The organism is Bacteroides sp. 224 (assembly GCF_010500995.1).
GTDB lineage: Bacteria > Bacteroidota > Bacteroidia > Bacteroidales > Bacteroidaceae > Bacteroides.
Window position 1 is genome coordinate 63,911 of record NZ_QVMK01000007.1, and the last position, 18,809, is coordinate 82,719.

The window sequence follows — 18,809 nt, forward strand, 5'->3', positions numbered from 1 at the left end:
TTCCGATACTCTTGGGCAGCGCTATAAATCAAGTGCAAAATTGAATCAATAGGCCGATTATGGTATGTTGTCAGATCTTTTTAGTTATCTTCGCAGCTAACAAATTAACCTTATTAATTATTTAGGGAATGAAAAAGATAGTCGCATTTAGCTTAACACTTTTGTTTATGTGGGTAGTTTCTTCTTGCAACACCCCGGAAGTACCCGAACTCTACAATCAGGGAATCAATGTTACCCCCATGCCTATGGAACTGACACAAAAAAAGGGTTCCTTTAAATTATCTGATAAAGTAGTTTTTGTTTCTGCCGATGAAAACTCCGACAAAATAGCTGCTTACTTCGCAGCTAAAATAAAGAATTCAACCGGATTTAATCTTCAAACCGTAAAGAAAAAGCCTGCTTCGAAATTTATTCAACTGAATCTTGTATCCGATGCACCGGTTAATGAAGAAGGTTACTTATTGGAGGTAACAACTTCCGGTATCGACATTCAAGCCAATACCCCGCAGGGATTGTTCTATGGTATGCAAACCGTACTGCAATTATTGCCTGCCGAAATTCAAAGTCCTGTACTTGTAGAAGGAGTTGCGTGGACGCTTCCGGCAGTTTCGATAAAAGACGAACCTCGCTTTAAGTATCGTGGAATGCATCTGGATGTGTGTCGTCATTTTGCAAGTGTTGATTTCTTAAAGAAACAACTGGATGTGTTGGCCATGTTTAAGATCAACAAATTCCATTGGCATTTAACCGAAGATCAGGGTTGGCGTATCGAAATAAAGAAATATCCCGAACTTACTACGGTAGGTGCTCAACGTGTGGAAGGAGAAGGAAATACGTATGGTCCTTTCTTTTATACACAAGAACAAGTGAAAGAGATTGTGGCTTATGCAAAAGAGAGGTTTATTGAAGTGATTCCCGAAGTGGAACTCCCCGGCCATGCAGTAGCAGCTATCAACGCTTACCCCGAGCTTGCTTGTACAGGCAAGAAGATTCCCGTACGTAATATCTGGGGAATCGCCAACGATGTGTTCTGTGCCGGAAACGAACAAGTGTTCAGTTTTCTGGAAGATGTGATTACCGAAGTAATTCCTTTGTTCGAAAGTGACTATTTCCATATCGGAGGAGATGAATGCCCTAAAATTCGTTGGAAAGAATGTCCCAAATGCCAGGCTCGTATTAAGTCGCTTGGTTTAAAAGGAGACAAAGAACACTCTGCAGAAGAAAAGTTGCAAAGTTATTTTGTACAACGTATAGAGAAGTTCTTGTTAAAGCACAATAAAAAGATGATTGGTTGGGATGAGATTTTAGAAGGAGGACTTGCCCCCACAGCTACAGTAATGAGTTGGCGTGGAGAAGAAGGAGGAATCGCATCGGCTAATATGGGACATGATGTGATTATGACTCCGGGTGGTTGGTTGTATTTGGATAAGTATCAGGGGGATTCCCGCCTATCGTCGGTAACCATTGGTGGATTGTTAACTTTGGAAAAAGTATATATGTATGACCCTGTTCCTCAGAAAATAGCAGAAGACAAAAAACACCATATCTTAGGTGCGCAGGGAAATATGTGGAATGAATATAATTATACAGAGAAAGAGATGGAATACGATATCTATCCTCGTATAATTGCCTTGGCAGAATTAACCTGGACGCCGGAAGATAAAAAGGACTATAAAGACTTTGAGCGTCGCATCGAAAACCAACGTGTTCGCTTAGATATGTATGATGTAAATTACTACATACCTATGCCGGAGCAAGCCGGAGAAGCACCTTCGTGCAACTTTGTGGCCTTTACCGATCAAACCACTGTGGGACTCAAATCAACAGAGCCGGTTAAGATGGTGTATACACTGGATGGAACTGAGCCTACTTTAAACTCTACCGAATATACAGAACCTCTTACTTTTACCGAAAATACAGTATTGAATATACGTTCTGTGGTTTTATCCGGAAAGATGGGACCAACCCGTACCATTACTTTCGAGAAACAAACGTATGCTCCTGCTTCCGAGAAACCCGAAAATAGAGATGTGAAAACAGAATACTACAAAGGTTTGTGCCGAACTGCTGCCGAACTTAAAGGTAAAAAGGCAGACAGAAAGTTGGATGCTCCTATTATCTATTCCAGATACAGAGTGAAAGGATATAGCGAAGTGTATGAAGATGATCTTTGGTCTTCCCGCCATACCGGATACATTCATATTAAGGAAGACGGAGTTTATTACTTCCACACAGATGGCGAGTTTTGGTTGAACGATCAATTGCTTATCTCTAACGAAAAAGATAATCAGGGCACAGCCAGAAGATTCTCTCGCAGTGATAAGTCCATAGCTCTGGCGAAGGGATATCATCGTTTCGAATTATTGCAGTTGGGTGCAATCTTTGGAGGATGGCCTACACAGTGGGATAATGCAATGGTGTCAATTCGCAAAGAGGGTGAACCTAAGTTCAGACCATTGGATGTAACGGATTTACAATAATACATTTACAGATATATGTTATGAGAACACTGTTTCTTTTTTGGTTGTTTGTTTCTGTAGTAAGCTTATCGGCCCAAACTACTTATAAAACAGAGAAGGATATTTCGTATATTTCTACTTCGGAGAATGATCCTTACCGTATGGAACGTTGTAAACTGGATATTTATTATCCGGAAAACGCAAAAGAATTTCCAACGATTGTTTGGTTTCATGGTGGCGGATTAACCGGAGGAGAGAAACATATCCCGAACGAACTTACCCAAAAAGGATTTGCAGTAGTTGCAGTAAATTACAGATTAAGCCCTCGTGCAACGCATCCCGCTTATATTCAGGATGCGGCCGAGGCTGTTGCCTGGACATTTAAGCACATTCGGCAGTATGGAGGAAATACAGAAAAGATTTATGTGTCCGGACATTCAGCCGGCGGATATCTGTGTTTAATGTTGGCTTTAGATAAAAACTATTTGGGAAAACACCAGGTGGATGCAGACAAAGTAGCTGCCTGGTTCCCACTTAGTGGCCAAACCGTTACTCATTATACCATTCGCAAAGAACGGAAGATGAAAGACGGCATACCGGCCATTGATGAGTTCGCCCCTATTCATCATGCACGCCAGGGAACCCCGCCTATTCATTTAATAACAGGAGACAGGAAGTTGGAAATGATGGCACGTTATGAAGAAAATGCCCACCTGTATGCCGTAGCCCAAGGCGTAGGGAATAAAAATGTGTATCTGTACGAGCTTCAGGGCTTTGATCATGGTAGTATGATGGCACCCGGATGCTTGTTGATGGTGGATTATATTCTGAAGCAATAGTACATCTCTACAGGAAGTTTTCATTAAAACTGCTATCATTGCTATCATGCGTTTGTAATGAGCTGTATACCAGTGGTTTTGGGGTATGATAGATCCATGTTTGATGAAAAATATCTACCATTATGCTATCATGGTAAGAAGGGGCTTATGTTTGCTGGTAGCAAACACTCCATTTGCCGGTAGCAAACGCCTCATTTGCCAGTAGCAAATAAACTGTTTCCCGGTAGCAAATAACTTAGCAGACTAAGCTGAAAAAGTACTTTAAAACGCCCTCGAAATATATATTTACTTGTTTTTGTACAATATTACATGGTATTTCCGGTTGGTATGAGATAGATTTGCATCTTATTTCAAATATTGGAAAAATGAACCTGAAAGTATTATTTATTCTATCTACTCTTTTCTTATCGACTTTGTCTTCGTGGGGACAAAATAAAGTAACTGCTCCCATGGAGGATGTTAACAAGGTAGTCGATTTAACTTTAGACAGTTTGAACATAGCCCGCACTGCGCGCCCAAAGGCAGGCATCACTCGTAAAGGCAATCATCCCGTATTGTTTTTGGTTGGCAATTCAACAATGCGTACAGGCACTTTAGGCAATGGCAATAACGGTCAGTGGGGGTGGGGGTACTTTGCTCCCGAGTATTTCGACGAAGATAAAATCACTGTCGAGAATCATGCCTTGGGGGGTACCAGTAGTCGTACCTTTTATAATCGTCTTTGGCCCGATGTGCTAACAGGAATCCGAGAGGGTGATTGGGTAATTATCGAACTGGGACATAATGATAACGGACCTTATGATAGCGGCCGTGCCCGCGCCTCAATTCCCGGCATTGGAAAAGACAGTCTGAACGTTACCATAAAGGAAACAGGCGTTGCAGAAACGGTTTATTCGTATGGTGAATATATGCGTCGGTTTATTAAAGATGTGAAAACAAAAGGCGCTTTTCCTGTTTTATTCTCTCTTACACCACGAAATGCCTGGGACGATGCCGACAGTACCATTGTAACCCGTGTAAATAAAACCTTCGGCCTTTGGGCAAAGCAGGTAGCCGATGAAGAACATATTCCCTTTATCGACCTGAATGATATTACAGCACGCAAATATGAGAAGTTTGGTAAGAATAAGGTGAAATATATGTTCTATTTGGATAGGATTCATACCAGTGCATTTGGTGCCCGTGTAAATGCCGAATCGGCTGCGGAAGGAATTCGCAACTATCCTGAACTGAAGCTGGCCGACTATTTAAAACCTGTAGAGGTGGATACGGTAACAGGCTCCACTCGCAAAGAAGGTCGCCCGATATTGTTTACCATAGGAGACAGCACCGTGCGCAATAAAGACAGAGATGATGAAATGTGGGGCTGGGGTAGTGTAATTGGCGATTATTTCAAATCCAAGAAACTATCTGTAGAGAACTGTGCCATGGCCGGTCGCAGTGCACGTACTTACATGAACGAAGGCCGTTGGGAAAAAGTATATAACGCCCTTCAACCCGGCGACTTTGTTTTAATGCAGTTTGGGCATAACGACGGAGGAGATATTCATGTAGGAAAAGCTCGCGGAGAGCTTCATGGCTCGGGAGCAGAAAGCAAAGTATTTCAAATGGAAGCCACCAAGAAATATGAAGTAGTATATACTTACGGGTGGTATTTGCGTAAATTTATAATGGATGCACAAGAAAAAGGAGCTATCCCTATTGTGTTGAGCCATACCCCTCGCAATAAATGGAAGAAAGGGGAGGTAGAGCGAAATACAGAAACGTACGGCCGTTGGGCAAAAGAAGCTGCCGAGGCTACAGGAGCGTACTTTATTGATCTCAATACTATCTCTGCCGATAAACTGCAACAAATGGGACCTGATGCGGCAGCCCAATTCTTTAAGAACGATCATACACATACATCCTTAAAAGGTGCACGTATGAATGCAGAGAGCATCATTAAAGGATTGAAAGAGACGGATTGTCCATTGAAGAAGTTACTTAAGTAAGAGGGGGCAATATTGATAAGTCGGTATTCAAAATTAATTCATACAACTAATTATGAACATCTACTTATTAATTAAACTGTACTCTCTCTTCTCTGAACCGCTTTGGGAAAAATAGAAGCTATGGAAGCCTTTCCTCTCAAACGCCTTGCAGATTGTATGTCGACTTATATGATTGGTGTAAGCCATAAGCACAACCAGTCGTTGGTAGTTATGCTCGAAGCCCTTATGTAACAACTGCCCGAAAAGCCCATCAAGAACCTAAAGAAACTGTTGGAGCTTTATAATGAATTGCTGGCACTTACCCAAAGTCGCCCGAATATATCGGGTGTGCCCCATTGGAGAAGTTGGGGCACGGAGGGAAGTTTAAAGAAGGTGATTAAGGAAGTTTCGGAGAGATAAGAAGCTTTTCCCCATCAATAAAGGTGTTAGTAAAAGTAACCTCTTTGGTGTTTGTCAGTTTAAGTGGCTTTTGAGTATTCTTGATAATGACATCTTTAAAGTGAATGTTTTTGATGGGAGACTCCGAGTAAGCCTCTATAAAGATACCTCCTTTGCCCCCATTTTCAACGACTATATTCTCCAGATATACGTCTTTGATGGTGGGTATATGAGGACCTTTGTCTTCATAAAGCATGGTGAAAATGATTGCTTCATTCCCAATCTTATCCATTTCGATATTACGCATATAGATGTTTTCAGTCACTCCGCCCCTCATAGAACTGGTTTTAATGCGTATTCCCCACATGGGTTTGGAGATTTTGCAATTCTCAATAAATACATTTTTAACTCCTCCTGAAATCTCACTACCAATAGCGATTCCTGCATGTCCGTTTCTGGTGGTGCAGTTTTGGATGATGACATTTTCGCAAGGGATATTGATTCTTCTTCCATCTCGGTTCCGTCCCGATTTGAGAGCGATGCAATCATCACCCGTATCGAAATAGCAATCTTTAATTAATACATCCTTGCACGATTCCGGGTCGCAACCGTCTGTGTTGGGACCATCACTCATCACTTTCACTCCGATTATACTGACGTTGTTGCATAGTACAGGATGAACCACCCACATCGGAGATCGAACAACTGTAACTCCTTGTAGCAATACGTTGGTACATTGATAAGGTTGAATAAATTGAGGACGCAGATAATAACCGTTGCCAAACTTCCTTTTGGATACAGGGATATCTTTTTCGGCCATTTCAAATAACGTAGCTCTTTTATCGGGATCGGTTTGGTTGGGAGTACCTTCTTTCCATCCGTACGACTTTCTCCCTTTCCATGGCCACCAGTTATCTTTGGCGGCTTGTCCGTCTAAGGTACCTTCGCCTGTTACTGCAATATTTCGCTCGTTAAAGGCATATATTAAAGGAGAATAATTCATAACGTCGATGCCTTCCCAACGGGTTTGCACCAGAGGCAGATAATCATTTGGATGGGTTGAAAACAGCAGAACAGCTTCTTTGTGTAGATGAAGATTTACGTTACTTTTGATATATATGGGGCCTGTGCAGTACTTGCCAGCAGGGACAATCACTCGTCCGCCTCCTGATTTGTTACAAGCTTTAATTGCTTTTTTGATGGCCTTGCTGCAATCAGTAATTCCATCGCCAACGGCTCCATAATCGGTAATAATGAAATCTTTATCTTTAAAGGTTGGAGAGGTAATTTTACTCATCACTTGGTTCATGGTTAACCAAGGATCAGAATTTTGAGCCTTTATCGCTTGAAAAGCGACACAACTTAAAAAAATGAATGCAGTAGAGAATGCTTTTAATGTTGTCATATAGTGGAATAAGATTTTAGGGTTATCCGTCATCATTAACCATATCAGATGTCTATATCAATTGCCGTCGGTTTTAACCGACGGATAGAATAAGCTTTGATGATTACCTTCGGCTTTAGCCAAATGATAATAAATATTCGGCTAAAGCCAAGAGAAACATGAAATGGCTTTTGTCCGTCAGTTAAAACTGACGGCAATTGATATAAAATAGGCAGAACGACATGGTGGAATGATGCAGATAATCATATAAGATTTATATTGTTTTTATATTATCGAAAGTCAAACCACAGTTTCATGTGTATACCTTCATCTCCTTGCTTAATGCGTATGCTACTTGGTTGGCTCTTTGGTCCATGTTCCGAAATTAGCTTGAAAGAACGCATCGCAGGTATATCATACAGAAATGATATATCCCCTTCGGGGAATTTATGCATGGAGTTTTCTCCGTTTCTTCTCATAACAGGCTCTTCAGGGGTGAATACCCGAAAGAATAATCCATCGCTTTCGGAATATACAGTAAAGGGAACATGCTCTGATTCCAGAGTAGCCCAATATAGATTGGCATGATATCCTTTAAACTCGGGATAGATCAGACTTTCAAAACTTTCGCTTGTAACTGTGTTGTTATGCTCCTTCTCCCAGATGTTGTAGTTGGTGCCTTTTATTCGGTTTTTCCATACACGATAAGGGCCGCGTCCCATCCAGCGCATGGCTTTTACTTCTTTTTCGGGGAAAGAGAAAGAAAATCCGAAGTTATAAACCTTCTCATCAAAGAAATCCTCTCCAAATCCTCCTCCCGAACCGCGATTTAACAAAACGGCAGTCATACCCAGTAGACCCTCTCCAGTCATTCGCCATGTGATGGAATCTATGGCACCTGTATATTTGGCGATGAAAACGGCATCATTCCCTTCTGTAAGGGTATACCCGTTTTTATATTTTGCCTTCATTCCGACAGGAAGTGGGCCGTTGGTTAGCGGAATAACTTGTCCGTCGCGTTTCACTTCCATCAGAGAACCGTCCTCTTTATGAAAGGATACGGAAATATGATTAGCTGTTAATGTTATTCTTTCCACTTCATTCTGTATAGTGGCAGAAGTTTGGGAGGCAGTTTCAGGTTGCTGGGTTTGGAAGTATTCATTGGCGTATTTAACGGGCCACGTCCAGGTACAAATAGACCTTCCAAACTTATCAAATCCTTCAAGTTCCAATAGATCTCCCTGAAAGAAATCGGCAGGCAGATCCATTCGGGCCGTCCCTCTTTCTCCTGGGTTCAAGGCAGGCAAGGTAACGTTACCTCTTGCCACAGGCAAGGATTATACTTTTATCTTTATTCTGGATAGTACCGGGCTTCGGTTTGCCGGTGTAACCATCTCGGATTGGGAGAATATTTCCATCACCCCTACCGCTATTGAAATGGTACATATATCCGGTGGTAGTTTCCTGATGGGTAGTCCCGATTCCGATCCCGATCGTCGTGCCGATGAAGATCAATATAGTGTTGAAGTAAGTGATTTCCGTATCAGTCGTTACCCCATTACTAATGCACAATATGCCAGTTTTCTTACGGCGATGAAGGTACCTGCTACGGGAGAGTATAACGGAAAGAGGCTGATAAGTATGCCACATCCGTTTCTAAACTGTACCTATGCAAACAACGAATATACCTGGAACGTGCATGACGGGGGCGAAAACCATCCCGTTTCCGGTATCAGTTGGCAAGGTGCCGATGCTTTTGCCAGGTGGCATGGAGGGAGTCTGCCCTCCGAAGCTCAGTGGGAATATGCCTGTAGAGCAGGTACAAAAACGCCTTATTATATAGACTTATCTATTACATCTTTGGATAAATATGCTTGGTATATCCAAAACAACAATACCGCCCCGGGCAATGGCATAGGAACCAAGCCTGTGGGCGGTAAATATTATAATCCTTACGGTCTTTGCGATATGATGGGAAATGTCTGGGAATGGTGCCTCGACTGGTATGGAACTTCCACAGATAAACGGGTACTCCGGGGTGGTGCTTTTGATAGTCCGGCAACTGATTGCCGTTCGGCTGCCCGCTTCTCGGCAGAACCGGAGAATGCCGGAGCAAACTACGGATTTAGAATTGTAATGGAGTAAAGGTGTAATCCGTCCTAAACGATGACACCGGCAATCCATTTCCTCCAAACAAATCACCATCTACATAGTTTTCGAATCCGTAGCGAACGGCAACGGGTTTCTTTACGTGTTCGCTCTTTACGTGTACTTTACTACGTACTATCCAGGCTTTGGCGGGATGGAATACCTTATCTTCTCCGGCTATTTTGAAGTTCTTTGATTCTCCGTCCGGTGCGTTAACCCACATGGGGGAGCGTTCAAAGGAGATGATAGCCGTATCACCTTTTATCTCCATCGATTTATAATAAGGACTATCTCCGGAAATACCTTCTATATGGTATGTTTTGTTTAAAGCCAGAAGGGCAAGGCGTTCGCCGGGGGTACGCTTGTTTTTGGGGTGGATACCTGTTCTCGTACCGGCATCCAGTAGCACGGCCATTCCACTATTGGGTACGCGGTGTTCTACTTGTGCCTGTGCTTCGCGCAAGTAAGCAGAGTTGATAACTTCCTTGCCGGGTTCGGTGATGATACCATAATCATACGGGGCAATCTGGCAATAGTAAAAAGGAAAATCTCCCTGTTTCCATTCGGAACGCCAGCCGTTAATCAATGTAGCGAACATATCGGCGTAGGTATGGGCGCGGTCGTAGTTATCTTCGCCCTGATACCAGATAACTCCACGCATGCTGAGGCCAATAAGTGGATGAAGCATACCATTATATAATACGGTGGGAGTCCGGTTCTTGGAAGTGATGTCGGCTTCGGTGCGAGGTATCTTCTTACCGGGGAAGGGTTTCAACCACTCCTCCGTCATCCAGGCTTCGGCGGCGGAACCTCCCCAGGCGGTGCAGATGAGTCCCACGGGAACGTCTAACGTTTCTTGCACCAATTTGCCGAAGTAGTAGGCGGTAGCACTAAACTCGTAAACGCTGGCGGGGGTGGCCTCGTACCATTCTCCTGTCACATCGGTTTGGGGTTCGAGCTTGGAAGCACGTTTCACGGTGAATAGGCGAAGATTGGGGTTCTTGCTTTTCAATACATCCATGTTTGCGTTTTCGATGGGTTGGTTCTTGAAACCTTTCATGGGCATCTCCATATTGCTTTGTCCGGAGCAGATCCATAGTTCGCCGATAAGGATGTTCTTTAGGGTGGTTTGCTTGCCATCGTTGAATGTTATCTCGTAAGGCCCTCCGGCAGTGGGAGTGGTAACAGATAATTTCCAGTTACCGGAGGCATCGGCGGTAGTGGTGTATTGCTGACTGTTCCATCCGGTGATGACGGTTACTTTCTTCTTCGGGGTGGCTGTGCCCCAAAGGTTGGCGTTGGTTTGTTGTTGCATCACCATGCCATCGGAGAAGAAAGCGGGAAGTTTGACTTCGGCGAGGGAAGACAAGGAGATGATGGTTGATAGTAAGAAAGATGTTAGTTTCTTCATATTTTGATAATTTATTGGGGTTTCTACATCTCCATTCGCATTTCAAGTGGCCCTAACAGCCCTGCGGGAAGCAATTTATCCTCTTTCAATCGGTATTTGGCGTTTGTCCATATACCATCGTAAGGGGCTTTTCCTTTATCCATGCCGTTTAAGGCATTGGCCCAGGTATTCTCTACTTCTATCTCGAACAAGTTATTGCCTTTCTTGAGCGCATTTGTTATTTCAACCTGATAGGGGGCAGTCCAGGCAGTGCCGCAGTCTATGCCATTAATACGTACATTGGCTATGTTGGCCACTTCTCCTAAAGATAAGTAAATGCGACCTTTGCGTTTACCGTTCCACTTGAAAGAGGTTTTATATACGGCTGTGCCGGAGTAATATTTTATTTTCTCGTCTTCTTCCTTGCTCCAATCAAAGAGATGATCCTTAGTCAGCGTCAGGTTATCGAGGGCAGGGAATGATACGCTCCATTCTTTAACCTCCAAAGGAAGGGCTACCATTTTAGTTTCCCGAGGGGCTTCCGCTATGGATGAACCGTTTCGATGGAAAACGATAAATACAGACTCATTGGCAGCTAACTTTAAAGGCACGATGGTTCGGCTCTCCTTGATTTCGGTGTGCAGGGGGCGGGTTATTTCTCCGGTTATCGGATTCCAAAGTTCCGGATTCCCGGCATAGCGCAGGGATGCTTCAAAAGAGACGGTTTCTTCTGCTTGGTTGGCTATAAAGTAAATCTCGGCTTCCTCTCCGCTGCGGTGCGTCCAGGCAATGTTTTCGGGTACAATGACATCCCGATCTAATTGATACATAGAGAAATCATCTGCCGGATATGGTATCTCCGGAATGGCAACGCCTCCTTTGCGTAACTCTTCTACCTTGGTTTGCACCTCGGGCGATAAAGGACGATTATCCGGATTCATCGGACGAGCCGTAGGTAATACAAATACCTTGTAAGAAGCACCACCGGGCAGAACGATCCGTCCGTTTTCTACTTTAGCCAGACGAAGCAGTGCATCTTTATTGAAGGAGTCATACGCATACCCCCGCAATGGATTTATCCACTTCTCCGGATCGGCCATATTAGCAGAATGGGTTACCCCGGCAACGGTTCTTAAAGGAGTACCCTCGTTTGCCAGTCGCTTCGCTTCGCTTTTTACTCGTTCCGCTCCGAATATGCCGGGTAAGGAAGGAACCAATCGTTCCGGAAGAATGGCACGGCGAGGCATTTCTTCGCCGGTGAAAACAGCAATGTCAACTACCGGGCGACCGTATTGCAACAATGCTTGTGTACGGGTTACGTAATCGACAAACGCTTTCGCTCCGTGCTTCCACCAGGTTTGATCGCGTTGGAAGAAGATGCCGATGCCATCCAGAGTCATGCCCGGCTTCCGGTCTAAATAGGGGTTGTGTACAAATACATGGAATACCATCTTGTTGATACCCAGTGCATAGTTGCGGTCTAACATGGCTTTCATCAATCCGGGGTGTTCGTCCCAGTTGCCACGTATCTGCGTAAATGCTTCGGCTTGAATGATGTTTTTGCCATAGATATGTGCGCCACAGATGGCATCGAGCATATCGTTGGTTTTATCGTGGGTGGGACTTCTAAACCAGAATTCTCCCATCGGGCGATCTACTTTTTGGAAGTGTGCCATGCCGTCGCTGATCATGGTTGGCGATACGTTCTCGGCAGAGATTTCGCAATCGTATTCTTTGGCAAAGGCGGCCAGTTCGGTATAGAATACATCCACTACCAGTTCCGCCATGGTGGTACGAACGTCGTGCAGTATATTTTCTGAGGTTTCGATGTTGTCTATAGGCATACCTGTTAGCAGAGGCAGATAGGGCATCAGGTCGTAACCGCGACGGGCTTTAAACTCCGCGGCGAAGTTATCGCTCCAGTTTTGGCTTCCACACTCCCAACTATCTACAAAGATGGACTTCAATACCCGGCGGGCTAAGGTTGGGTCTGTTTGCCGGAAAGTAGCCCCCAACCAGTTGTCGAGTTGTTTTCTGACGGTGGCTTTGCTGAATTTATCACATTCGAGTCCCTTACCTGCTCCTCCGGTGGCATTGGTATGTCCGGTAGAGGTATGTCCCATGCGCAAAAGTTTCCAGGTTCCTTTGGGTAGTTGAGTGGTGAGTACACCATCTTTCAAAGCACTTGTTAAGTTAATAATGTTTTCTTTGGGCAGGCAGTCGGCAACACTTATCTCGCTTTCAGGTGTACGGTTAGCTACTCGCCACACAAAGCCTGCTTTTGCTTCCCAGTGGTGCACACGGGGTTCGCTATGCAAATAGATATCTTTAATTTTGAGGTTGGGTTTCCACTTGGCATCGTTCATGTCTTCGCTACCTGCTTCGGAGCCTGTCGGATTCCAGTAGAAACGGAAGTAACGCGCCGTAGTGGGAGGGATGGCGTGTGTATCGTTAAAATCGTAGTTCTGCCACCCCTGACGGGCAGGAATGAGTTGCTTAACCAAACGGAAATTTACTCCGTCGTCGCTGGCCATTACTTTTAGTCGCTGTGCCTGGTAGTTGTTGTTCACCTTTACAATCTCTACATGGCGGAAGGTATAAGGCTCCGGATATTCGTATTGAATCCAGGTACCATCCGAGTTAGGGTTTGTAATATTGGTAGCGTTGACCCTGAAAAATCCCCCCGTTGTATCTACCTCGGCAGAGACGGTTATTTGCGGCAGGGCTTTGGGTGCATATTCTTTCGCCTTTTCCGAAGAAACAGGCCAGGCATAAAGTGCTATATCTTCGTAGTATCCCTGAAAACTTTCCGGCTGCTTCAACATTAACTCATTGATCTTTCCACCGGAGATGATGGTGTCTGTCCAGACTATTTTCTGCATAGATTCTTTGGGGGTAATCCACGGTCCCCCTGCCAATGCGAAGCCATCACAAATATGCATGCCAAGTTTCAACCCGAGGCGGTCGGCTTCCTTCATACTGTGGTGTACCATGCTCCACCATTCGGGAGTAAGTTGCTTAACAGCTCCGGGGTAGTGTGGCCATAATTCAGGCGATTTGATGGCGAGCAGGAAAGCTCCACCCAGTCCGACTTCCTTCATGGTTTCCAAGTCGGCTGTCAGTGCTTCTTTAGAGAGGGCGCCGTACATCCAATGCCAGATTGTCCACGGCTTGGCTTCTTCGGAAGGGGTTTGAAACCGCTGCTGTAAAGTGGGTTGCGCCAGCGTATTTTGTAGAAAGAACAGGCTTATGAGTAGAGAGAGAATGATACGGGGTTTGATATTCATGATTATAGTAAAAACAATCGGTTATATAGGGAAAGGACGGGGGAGGGGAGGAATTGTACTCAAAAAAGGGCTTGAAACGCGACAATAAAACTGGGGTTAAAAATAGGCTTATCAGTGCCTTTTACTCAGATTAAGGCACGAAACACCAAATAATGATACAAAACATTACAGAAAGATGAAATATTAGTTCGAAATTGGTTTTCGGCTTAAATCCGATTACGATACCAAACAAGCCCAATATAGGAACAAAAGATATAGAAAGGCCCCCATGTTTAACAACATAAGCGCACACACTGAACCAATACCAACAGTTCTTTTTGTTTTCCCCATTTATTTCGCCTGCTATCGGTGTGTAGTCAAGGTGTTTAGAATACCTACTTGCTTGCTTCATCTGATTTGGGTCGACAAAGTACGATATCTTTTCTCCCTCATGATTTTTAAACTTCCTTCTTTCGATTGCTACTAAAACAGTTGGAACTACATAATAACTTCGATACAAATAATATTTTTTATCAGTTAGTTCAATATTATCAAATCGCGAACCTGAGCTGCCAGAGTTTCCTGCTTCATATTTTTCTATCGTATCAGTATATAATATCAGCCTGTTACTTACTCTGATTGTTGCAATCACAACATAAATAATCAAAAAGCAAAATAAAATTATCAATAATATATTAATTGTTTTTCCGTTTATCATTTGTAAAATCATTTATACCAATCATGCCTGAATTTGGAAATAATATGCACTTTGGAGTAACACACTATTTCTTGTCTGATTTTCAAAAGTAGTAAATATCTGAAAAGCAACCCAATTTATAAGTAGGTATTCAAAATTAATTCATAGTATGAGAAAGTCCCCCTCCGCCCTTTGGGCACCTCCCCCTTGCAGGGGAGGGCTGTTAAGTTCTATCAATTGCCGTCTGCTTTAGCTGACGGTTCATAGCATTTCTTTCTTTTTCTTGGCTTTAGCCAAATGATTTGTTTGGCTAAAGCCCTGGTTGCATAAAGATTTCATAGTCCGTCAGCTAAAGCAGACGGCAATTGATAAAGAGAGAATTAGAACTTAACAGCCTTGCCCTTGCAGGGGAGGAGTTGATGCCGCAGGAATTCCTCCCCTGCAAGGGGGAGGTGCCCAAAGGGCGGAGGGGGTAATGATATAAACTAATTCTGAACATCTACTTATTTTAATTAAGTTGCAAGCATTTACTTCTAAGTTAACGCAAGTAAGTTTTTTGCAATCCAGTACATTTTCTATCTTTGTCCGTCTAACCAAGAAACCACATATAGTATGAAGAAATCCATCCTCCTTATTTACTTATTCTTTTGGACGATAATAACGCTTGCTCAACCTTTCTCTCACGACTGGGAAAACCACCACGTACTACAAATAAACCGGGAACCGGCTCGCGCAGCTTTTACCCCTTTCCATAAAAAAGAGGGCGACCGTAGCATCAATCTGGATGGTACCTGGCGTTTTCGATGGACGGCTACTCCCGAAGAACGGATGAAAGATTTCTATCGCCCCGGGTTTGATGACAGCAATTGGGTAAACTTCCCTGTTCCTGCCAACTGGGAGGTGAATGGATATGGTACACCTATCTATGTATCAGCAGGGTATCCGTTTAAAATTGATCCTCCTTATGTGATGAAAGAGCCCAAACCTACCTACACCACCTACAAGGAACGTAACCCCGTAGGGCAATATAGACGTAATTTTACGCTTCCTGACGAATGGAAACAAAGTGGACAAACTTTTGTTCGTTTTGAAGGAGTGATGAGCGCTTTCTATGTTTGGATAAACGGCGAGCAGGTAGGTTACAGCCAGGGAAGCATGGAGCCGAGCGAATTTAATATCACTCCTTATATAAAAACAGGAGAGAATCAGATTGCGTTGGAAGTATATCGCTATTCTGACGGTTCTTACCTTGAAGATCAGGACTTCTGGCGTTTTGGTGGCATTCATCGCAGTATCTCCTTGTTTCATACTCCTGATATTCGTATTCGTGATTTCATGATTCGTACTATCCCCGATAATAATTATCAGGATTTTACTTTGCAGATCGACCCGCAACTAAGCGTGTATAACGGCGAAAAGGGCGAAAAGTATAAAATACGCGCTGTAATGGAAGGTATCCATATAGAATCTGATGCCGAACCAATTCTTGACCTTAACCATAAGGCTGCTAATATGAATACCTGGTATCCCCAGCGAGGCCCTCGTAAGATGGGACGCCTTACGGCACAGGTGCCGGCACCTCGTAAATGGACTGCCGAAACCCCCGAGTTGTACACTCTTACCCTATCTCTTGAAGACAGCACAGGGGTGGTAGTGGAACAGGTTAAGCAACGCATCGGCTTCCGTGCCGTAGAGGTAAAAAACGGACAAGTACTTATTAATGGTAAGCCTATCCGTTTTCGTGGGGTTAACCGCCATGAACATGATCCCGCTACTGCACGTGTGGTAACAGAAAAACGCATGTTGCAGGACATTTTGTTAATGAAGCAAGCCAATATCAATGCTGTGCGTACCAGTCACTATCCTAATGTGACCCGTTGGTATGAGCTATGCGATAGTTTAGGACTTTACGTGATGGATGAGGCCGATATCGAAGAACATGGTTTACGTGGTACTTTGGCAAGTACCCCCGACTGGCATGCCGCCTTTATGGATAGAGCCGTACGTATGGCCGAACGCGATAAGAACTATCCTTCCATCGTGATGTGGAGCATGGGGAATGAAAGTGGATATGGCCCTAACTTTGCCGCCATCTCGGCCTGGCTGAAAGATTTTGATCCAACCCGGCCTATTCATTACGAAGGGGCACAAGGGGTAAATGGTTCCCCCGATCCTTATACAGTCGATGTAATCAGTCGCTTTTATACCCGTGTGCAGCAAGAATACCTGAACCCCGGAATTGTGGAGGGAGCCGATGAAGAGCGTGCCGAAAATGCCCGTTGGGAACGACTGCTGAGTATTGCCCAACGCACCAATGATAATCGCCCCGTGATGACCAGCGAGTATGCTCATTCTATGGGGAATGCATTAGGTAACTTCAAAGAATATTGGGATGAGATTTACAGCAACAATCGGATGCTCGGAGGTTTTATCTGGGATTGGGCTGATCAGGGATTGTATAAGAAACTGGAAGATGGTAGTACGATGATTGCATACGGTGGTGATTTCGGTGATGTTCCTAACCTGAAAGCTTTCTGTTTTAATGGTATAGTAATGTCCGAAAGAGAAATTACTCCTAAGTATCTGGAGGTTAAGAAGGTATATGCTCCTGCCGATATTCAGCTTAACGGAAGGGAATTGCGCATTACCAATCGTAATCATCATACTGGTTTGGCACAATATCGTTGTACTTATCAGTTATCAATAGATGGTAAACCCATGCGAAGTGCCGAAATAGCTTTGCGCGATGCTGCTCCCGGCGAAACTGCAACTGCTACCTTGCCTATGTGGGGAGGATTTCCATCGGGTACCGATGTGCGTTTGCGGGTGGTATTGACATTGCGTAATCATCAACTTTGGGCAAAACAAGGTCATGAAGTAGCCTGGGAACAATTCTGCTTGCAGGAAGGCAAACTCTCCGAAGAGTATAATGCATATAAAATTCGCTTGGATGTAGAGGAAACAGCAAGCAGATTAAAGGTAAGTAATCGTACTTTCGATATAGCATGGGATAAAGCAACAGGTGATATAACTTCGCTGACTTTCGATGGCAGATCTATGTTGGCTACTCCTTCCGATCTTCCTACTCAGCCGTGGACACAGGCTTTCCGTGCTCCTACCGACAATGACAAGAGTTTCGGAAACTGGCTCGCTAAAGACTGGAAACTGCATAAAATGGATACGCTCCATATCAGTACTATTGATTCCCTGACTTATCAGAAACTATCAGACAGATCGGTAGAGGTAAAGATAACCAAAATGAATCAATATAAAAGTGGAAGCATCAAAACGCAGTATCAATATATCATTACCGAGGCAGGTGCCATTGATATGAAAGTTACCTTCACTCCGCAAGGAGAACTTCCCGAGCTTCCTCGCCTGGGGATTGCTTTCTGCATACCTTCCGATTACAATTTGTTTAGTTGGTATGGCCGTGGACCTCAGGAAAACTATCCCGATCGTAAAACATCGGCTGATGTAGGCTTGTGGAGAGGAAAGGTAAGCGAGCAATACACGCATTATCCGCGCCCTCAAGACAGTGGAAATAAAGAAGAAGTTCGTTACTTAACATTGACAAATGCCAAAGGAAAGGGGCTAAAGGTGGAGGCCATCGGCAGGCCGTTCTCTGCTTCTGCTTTGCATTATACCGCACAAGATCTTTACGCGGCATCTCATGATTGCTATCTGAAACCACGTCAAGAAGTCATATTAAGTTTGGATGCAGCCGTATTAGGGTTGGGAAATAGTAGTTGTGGGCCCGGTGTATTGAAGAAATATGCCCTAAAAAAGAAGCCCCACATTTTGCATGTGAGGCTAATTAGTAAGTAAGAATTACTCTTTTACGTTGTTTTCATTCGATTTTGAATAATGAGACTTTTTGTTTCAAGGTATAAAACAAGTTGTTTGCTACTGGCAAACAACTTGTTTGGTGGTTTGAAACTATTCGTTTGCCAATAGCAATCAAATAACTTTATGGTGTAGCTGTTTGATTTATTAACTTTTTGTGGGCGTGCTGGCAAATTTGCCGTCACGCTGCCAGCACGGGTTGCCAGCACGCTTTAACTGATTAAATATCAATTAGATACAAGCGAATCGTGCTGGCGTGCTGGCAAAAATGCAAAAAACAAAATCATGGAAGGAGGAAATTCCTCCTTGGGCAACAGGGCATCCACTCAATAATCTCAACAGTTGAATTTTCAATATTTGCATAAGCTTGTCGCTCCATACCATCAAGTTAAGGGTTATTGCCTTTTTTCG

Annotated in this window: 11 protein-coding genes and 1 pseudogene; 6 read left to right on the forward strand and 6 right to left on the reverse strand. The window is 43.9% G+C overall.

The annotated features are described in order from the left end of the window. Positions 1–128 precede the first annotated feature (128 nt). The 4 genes and pseudogenes from D0T60_RS05720 to D0T60_RS18775 all read left to right on the forward strand — a co-directional run bounded on the left by D0T60_RS05720 (position 129) and on the right by D0T60_RS18775 (position 5,688). Entirely contained in the window at positions 129–2,480 is a 2,352-nt protein-coding gene (locus tag D0T60_RS05720) for a family 20 glycosylhydrolase (protein ID WP_163217196.1), read from the forward strand. A gap of 20 nt (positions 2,481–2,500) precedes the next feature. Further along, positions 2,501–3,298: an alpha/beta hydrolase gene (locus D0T60_RS05725; RefSeq protein ID WP_163217197.1), complete on the forward strand. Its 798-nt coding sequence runs from the start codon at positions 2,501–2,503 to the stop codon at positions 3,296–3,298. A 449-nt stretch (positions 3,299–3,747) separates the two neighbouring features. Further along, the gene (locus D0T60_RS05730; RefSeq protein WP_203558290.1) at positions 3,748–5,289 is read left to right on the forward strand and encodes a rhamnogalacturonan acetylesterase; all 1,542 of its coding nucleotides are present in this window, start codon (positions 3,748–3,750) and stop codon (positions 5,287–5,289) included. Positions 5,290–5,445: 156 nt separating this feature from the next. Beyond that, positions 5,446–5,688: pseudogene (locus D0T60_RS18775) on the forward strand (DUF6493 family protein). Here D0T60_RS18775 and D0T60_RS05735 read toward each other — a convergent pair. Together D0T60_RS05735 and D0T60_RS18780 are read right to left on the reverse strand one after the other, a co-directional pair. Beyond that, positions 5,666–7,072, reverse strand: coding sequence for a glycoside hydrolase family 28 protein (locus D0T60_RS05735; RefSeq protein WP_163217199.1), 1,407 nt, complete (start codon positions 7,070–7,072; stop codon positions 5,666–5,668). The pseudogene D0T60_RS18775 and the gene D0T60_RS05735 overlap by 23 nt on opposite strands. 269 nt (positions 7,073–7,341) lie before the next feature. Then, the gene (locus D0T60_RS18780) at positions 7,342–8,379 is read right to left on the reverse strand and encodes a hypothetical protein (protein WP_370524391.1); all 1,038 of its coding nucleotides are present in this window, start codon (positions 8,377–8,379) and stop codon (positions 7,342–7,344) included. Positions 8,380–8,488: 109 nt separating this feature from the next. Between D0T60_RS18780 and D0T60_RS05745 the strand changes: the two genes are divergently transcribed. After that, positions 8,489–9,196, forward strand: coding sequence for an SUMF1/EgtB/PvdO family nonheme iron enzyme (locus D0T60_RS05745; protein WP_163217200.1), 708 nt, complete (start codon positions 8,489–8,491; stop codon positions 9,194–9,196). Here the strand turns inward: D0T60_RS05745 and D0T60_RS05750 are convergent. From D0T60_RS05750 to D0T60_RS05760, 3 genes are all read right to left on the reverse strand, one after another. Then, a complete protein-coding gene (locus tag D0T60_RS05750; protein ID WP_239059498.1) occupies positions 9,177–10,610 on the reverse strand; it encodes a sialate O-acetylesterase in 1,434 nt (477 codons plus the stop codon). The two genes, D0T60_RS05745 and D0T60_RS05750, sit on opposite strands and share 20 nt — an antisense overlap. Before the next feature lie 23 nt (positions 10,611–10,633). Next, positions 10,634–13,876, reverse strand: a complete 3,243-nt coding sequence (locus D0T60_RS05755) for a glycosyl hydrolase (RefSeq protein ID WP_163217201.1) — start codon at positions 13,874–13,876, stop codon at positions 10,634–10,636. A gap of 130 nt (positions 13,877–14,006) precedes the next feature. Then, on the reverse strand, positions 14,007–14,573 hold the full coding sequence (locus D0T60_RS05760) for a hypothetical protein (RefSeq protein WP_163217202.1): 567 nt from the start codon (positions 14,571–14,573) through the stop codon (positions 14,007–14,009). A gap of 591 nt (positions 14,574–15,164) precedes the next feature. Here D0T60_RS05760 and D0T60_RS05765 point away from each other — a divergent pair. Next, the gene (locus D0T60_RS05765) at positions 15,165–18,380 is read left to right on the forward strand and encodes a glycoside hydrolase family 2 TIM barrel-domain containing protein (protein ID WP_163217203.1); all 3,216 of its coding nucleotides are present in this window, start codon (positions 15,165–15,167) and stop codon (positions 18,378–18,380) included. A gap of 249 nt (positions 18,381–18,629) precedes the next feature. Here the strand turns inward: D0T60_RS05765 and D0T60_RS18635 are convergent. Beyond that, on the reverse strand, positions 18,630–18,809 hold a 180-nt coding region (locus tag D0T60_RS18635; RefSeq protein WP_203558289.1), incomplete at its 5' end, for a hypothetical protein.

What these genes read in the sequence shown, in the direction of transcription:
- D0T60_RS05720 (WP_163217196.1), top strand. Translation starts at nt 129, where the DNA reads ATGAAAAAGATAGTCGCATTTAGCTTAACACTTTTGTTTATGTGGGTA.
- D0T60_RS05725 (WP_163217197.1), top strand. Translation starts at nt 2,501, where the DNA reads ATGAGAACACTGTTTCTTTTTTGGTTGTTTGTTTCTGTAGTAAGCTTA.
- D0T60_RS05730 (WP_203558290.1), top strand. Translation starts at nt 3,748, where the DNA reads ATGGAGGATGTTAACAAGGTAGTCGATTTAACTTTAGACAGTTTGAAC.
- D0T60_RS05735 (WP_163217199.1), bottom strand. Translation starts at nt 7,072, where the DNA reads ATGACAACATTAAAAGCATTCTCTACTGCATTCATTTTTTTAAGTTGT.
- D0T60_RS05745 (WP_163217200.1), top strand. Translation starts at nt 8,489, where the DNA reads ATGGTACATATATCCGGTGGTAGTTTCCTGATGGGTAGTCCCGATTCC.
- D0T60_RS05750 (WP_239059498.1), bottom strand. Translation starts at nt 10,610, where the DNA reads ATGAAGAAACTAACATCTTTCTTACTATCAACCATCATCTCCTTGTCT.
- D0T60_RS05755 (WP_163217201.1), bottom strand. Translation starts at nt 13,876, where the DNA reads ATGAATATCAAACCCCGTATCATTCTCTCTCTACTCATAAGCCTGTTC.
- D0T60_RS05760 (WP_163217202.1), bottom strand. Translation starts at nt 14,573, where the DNA reads ATGATAAACGGAAAAACAATTAATATATTATTGATAATTTTATTTTGC.
- D0T60_RS05765 (WP_163217203.1), top strand. Translation starts at nt 15,165, where the DNA reads ATGAAGAAATCCATCCTCCTTATTTACTTATTCTTTTGGACGATAATA.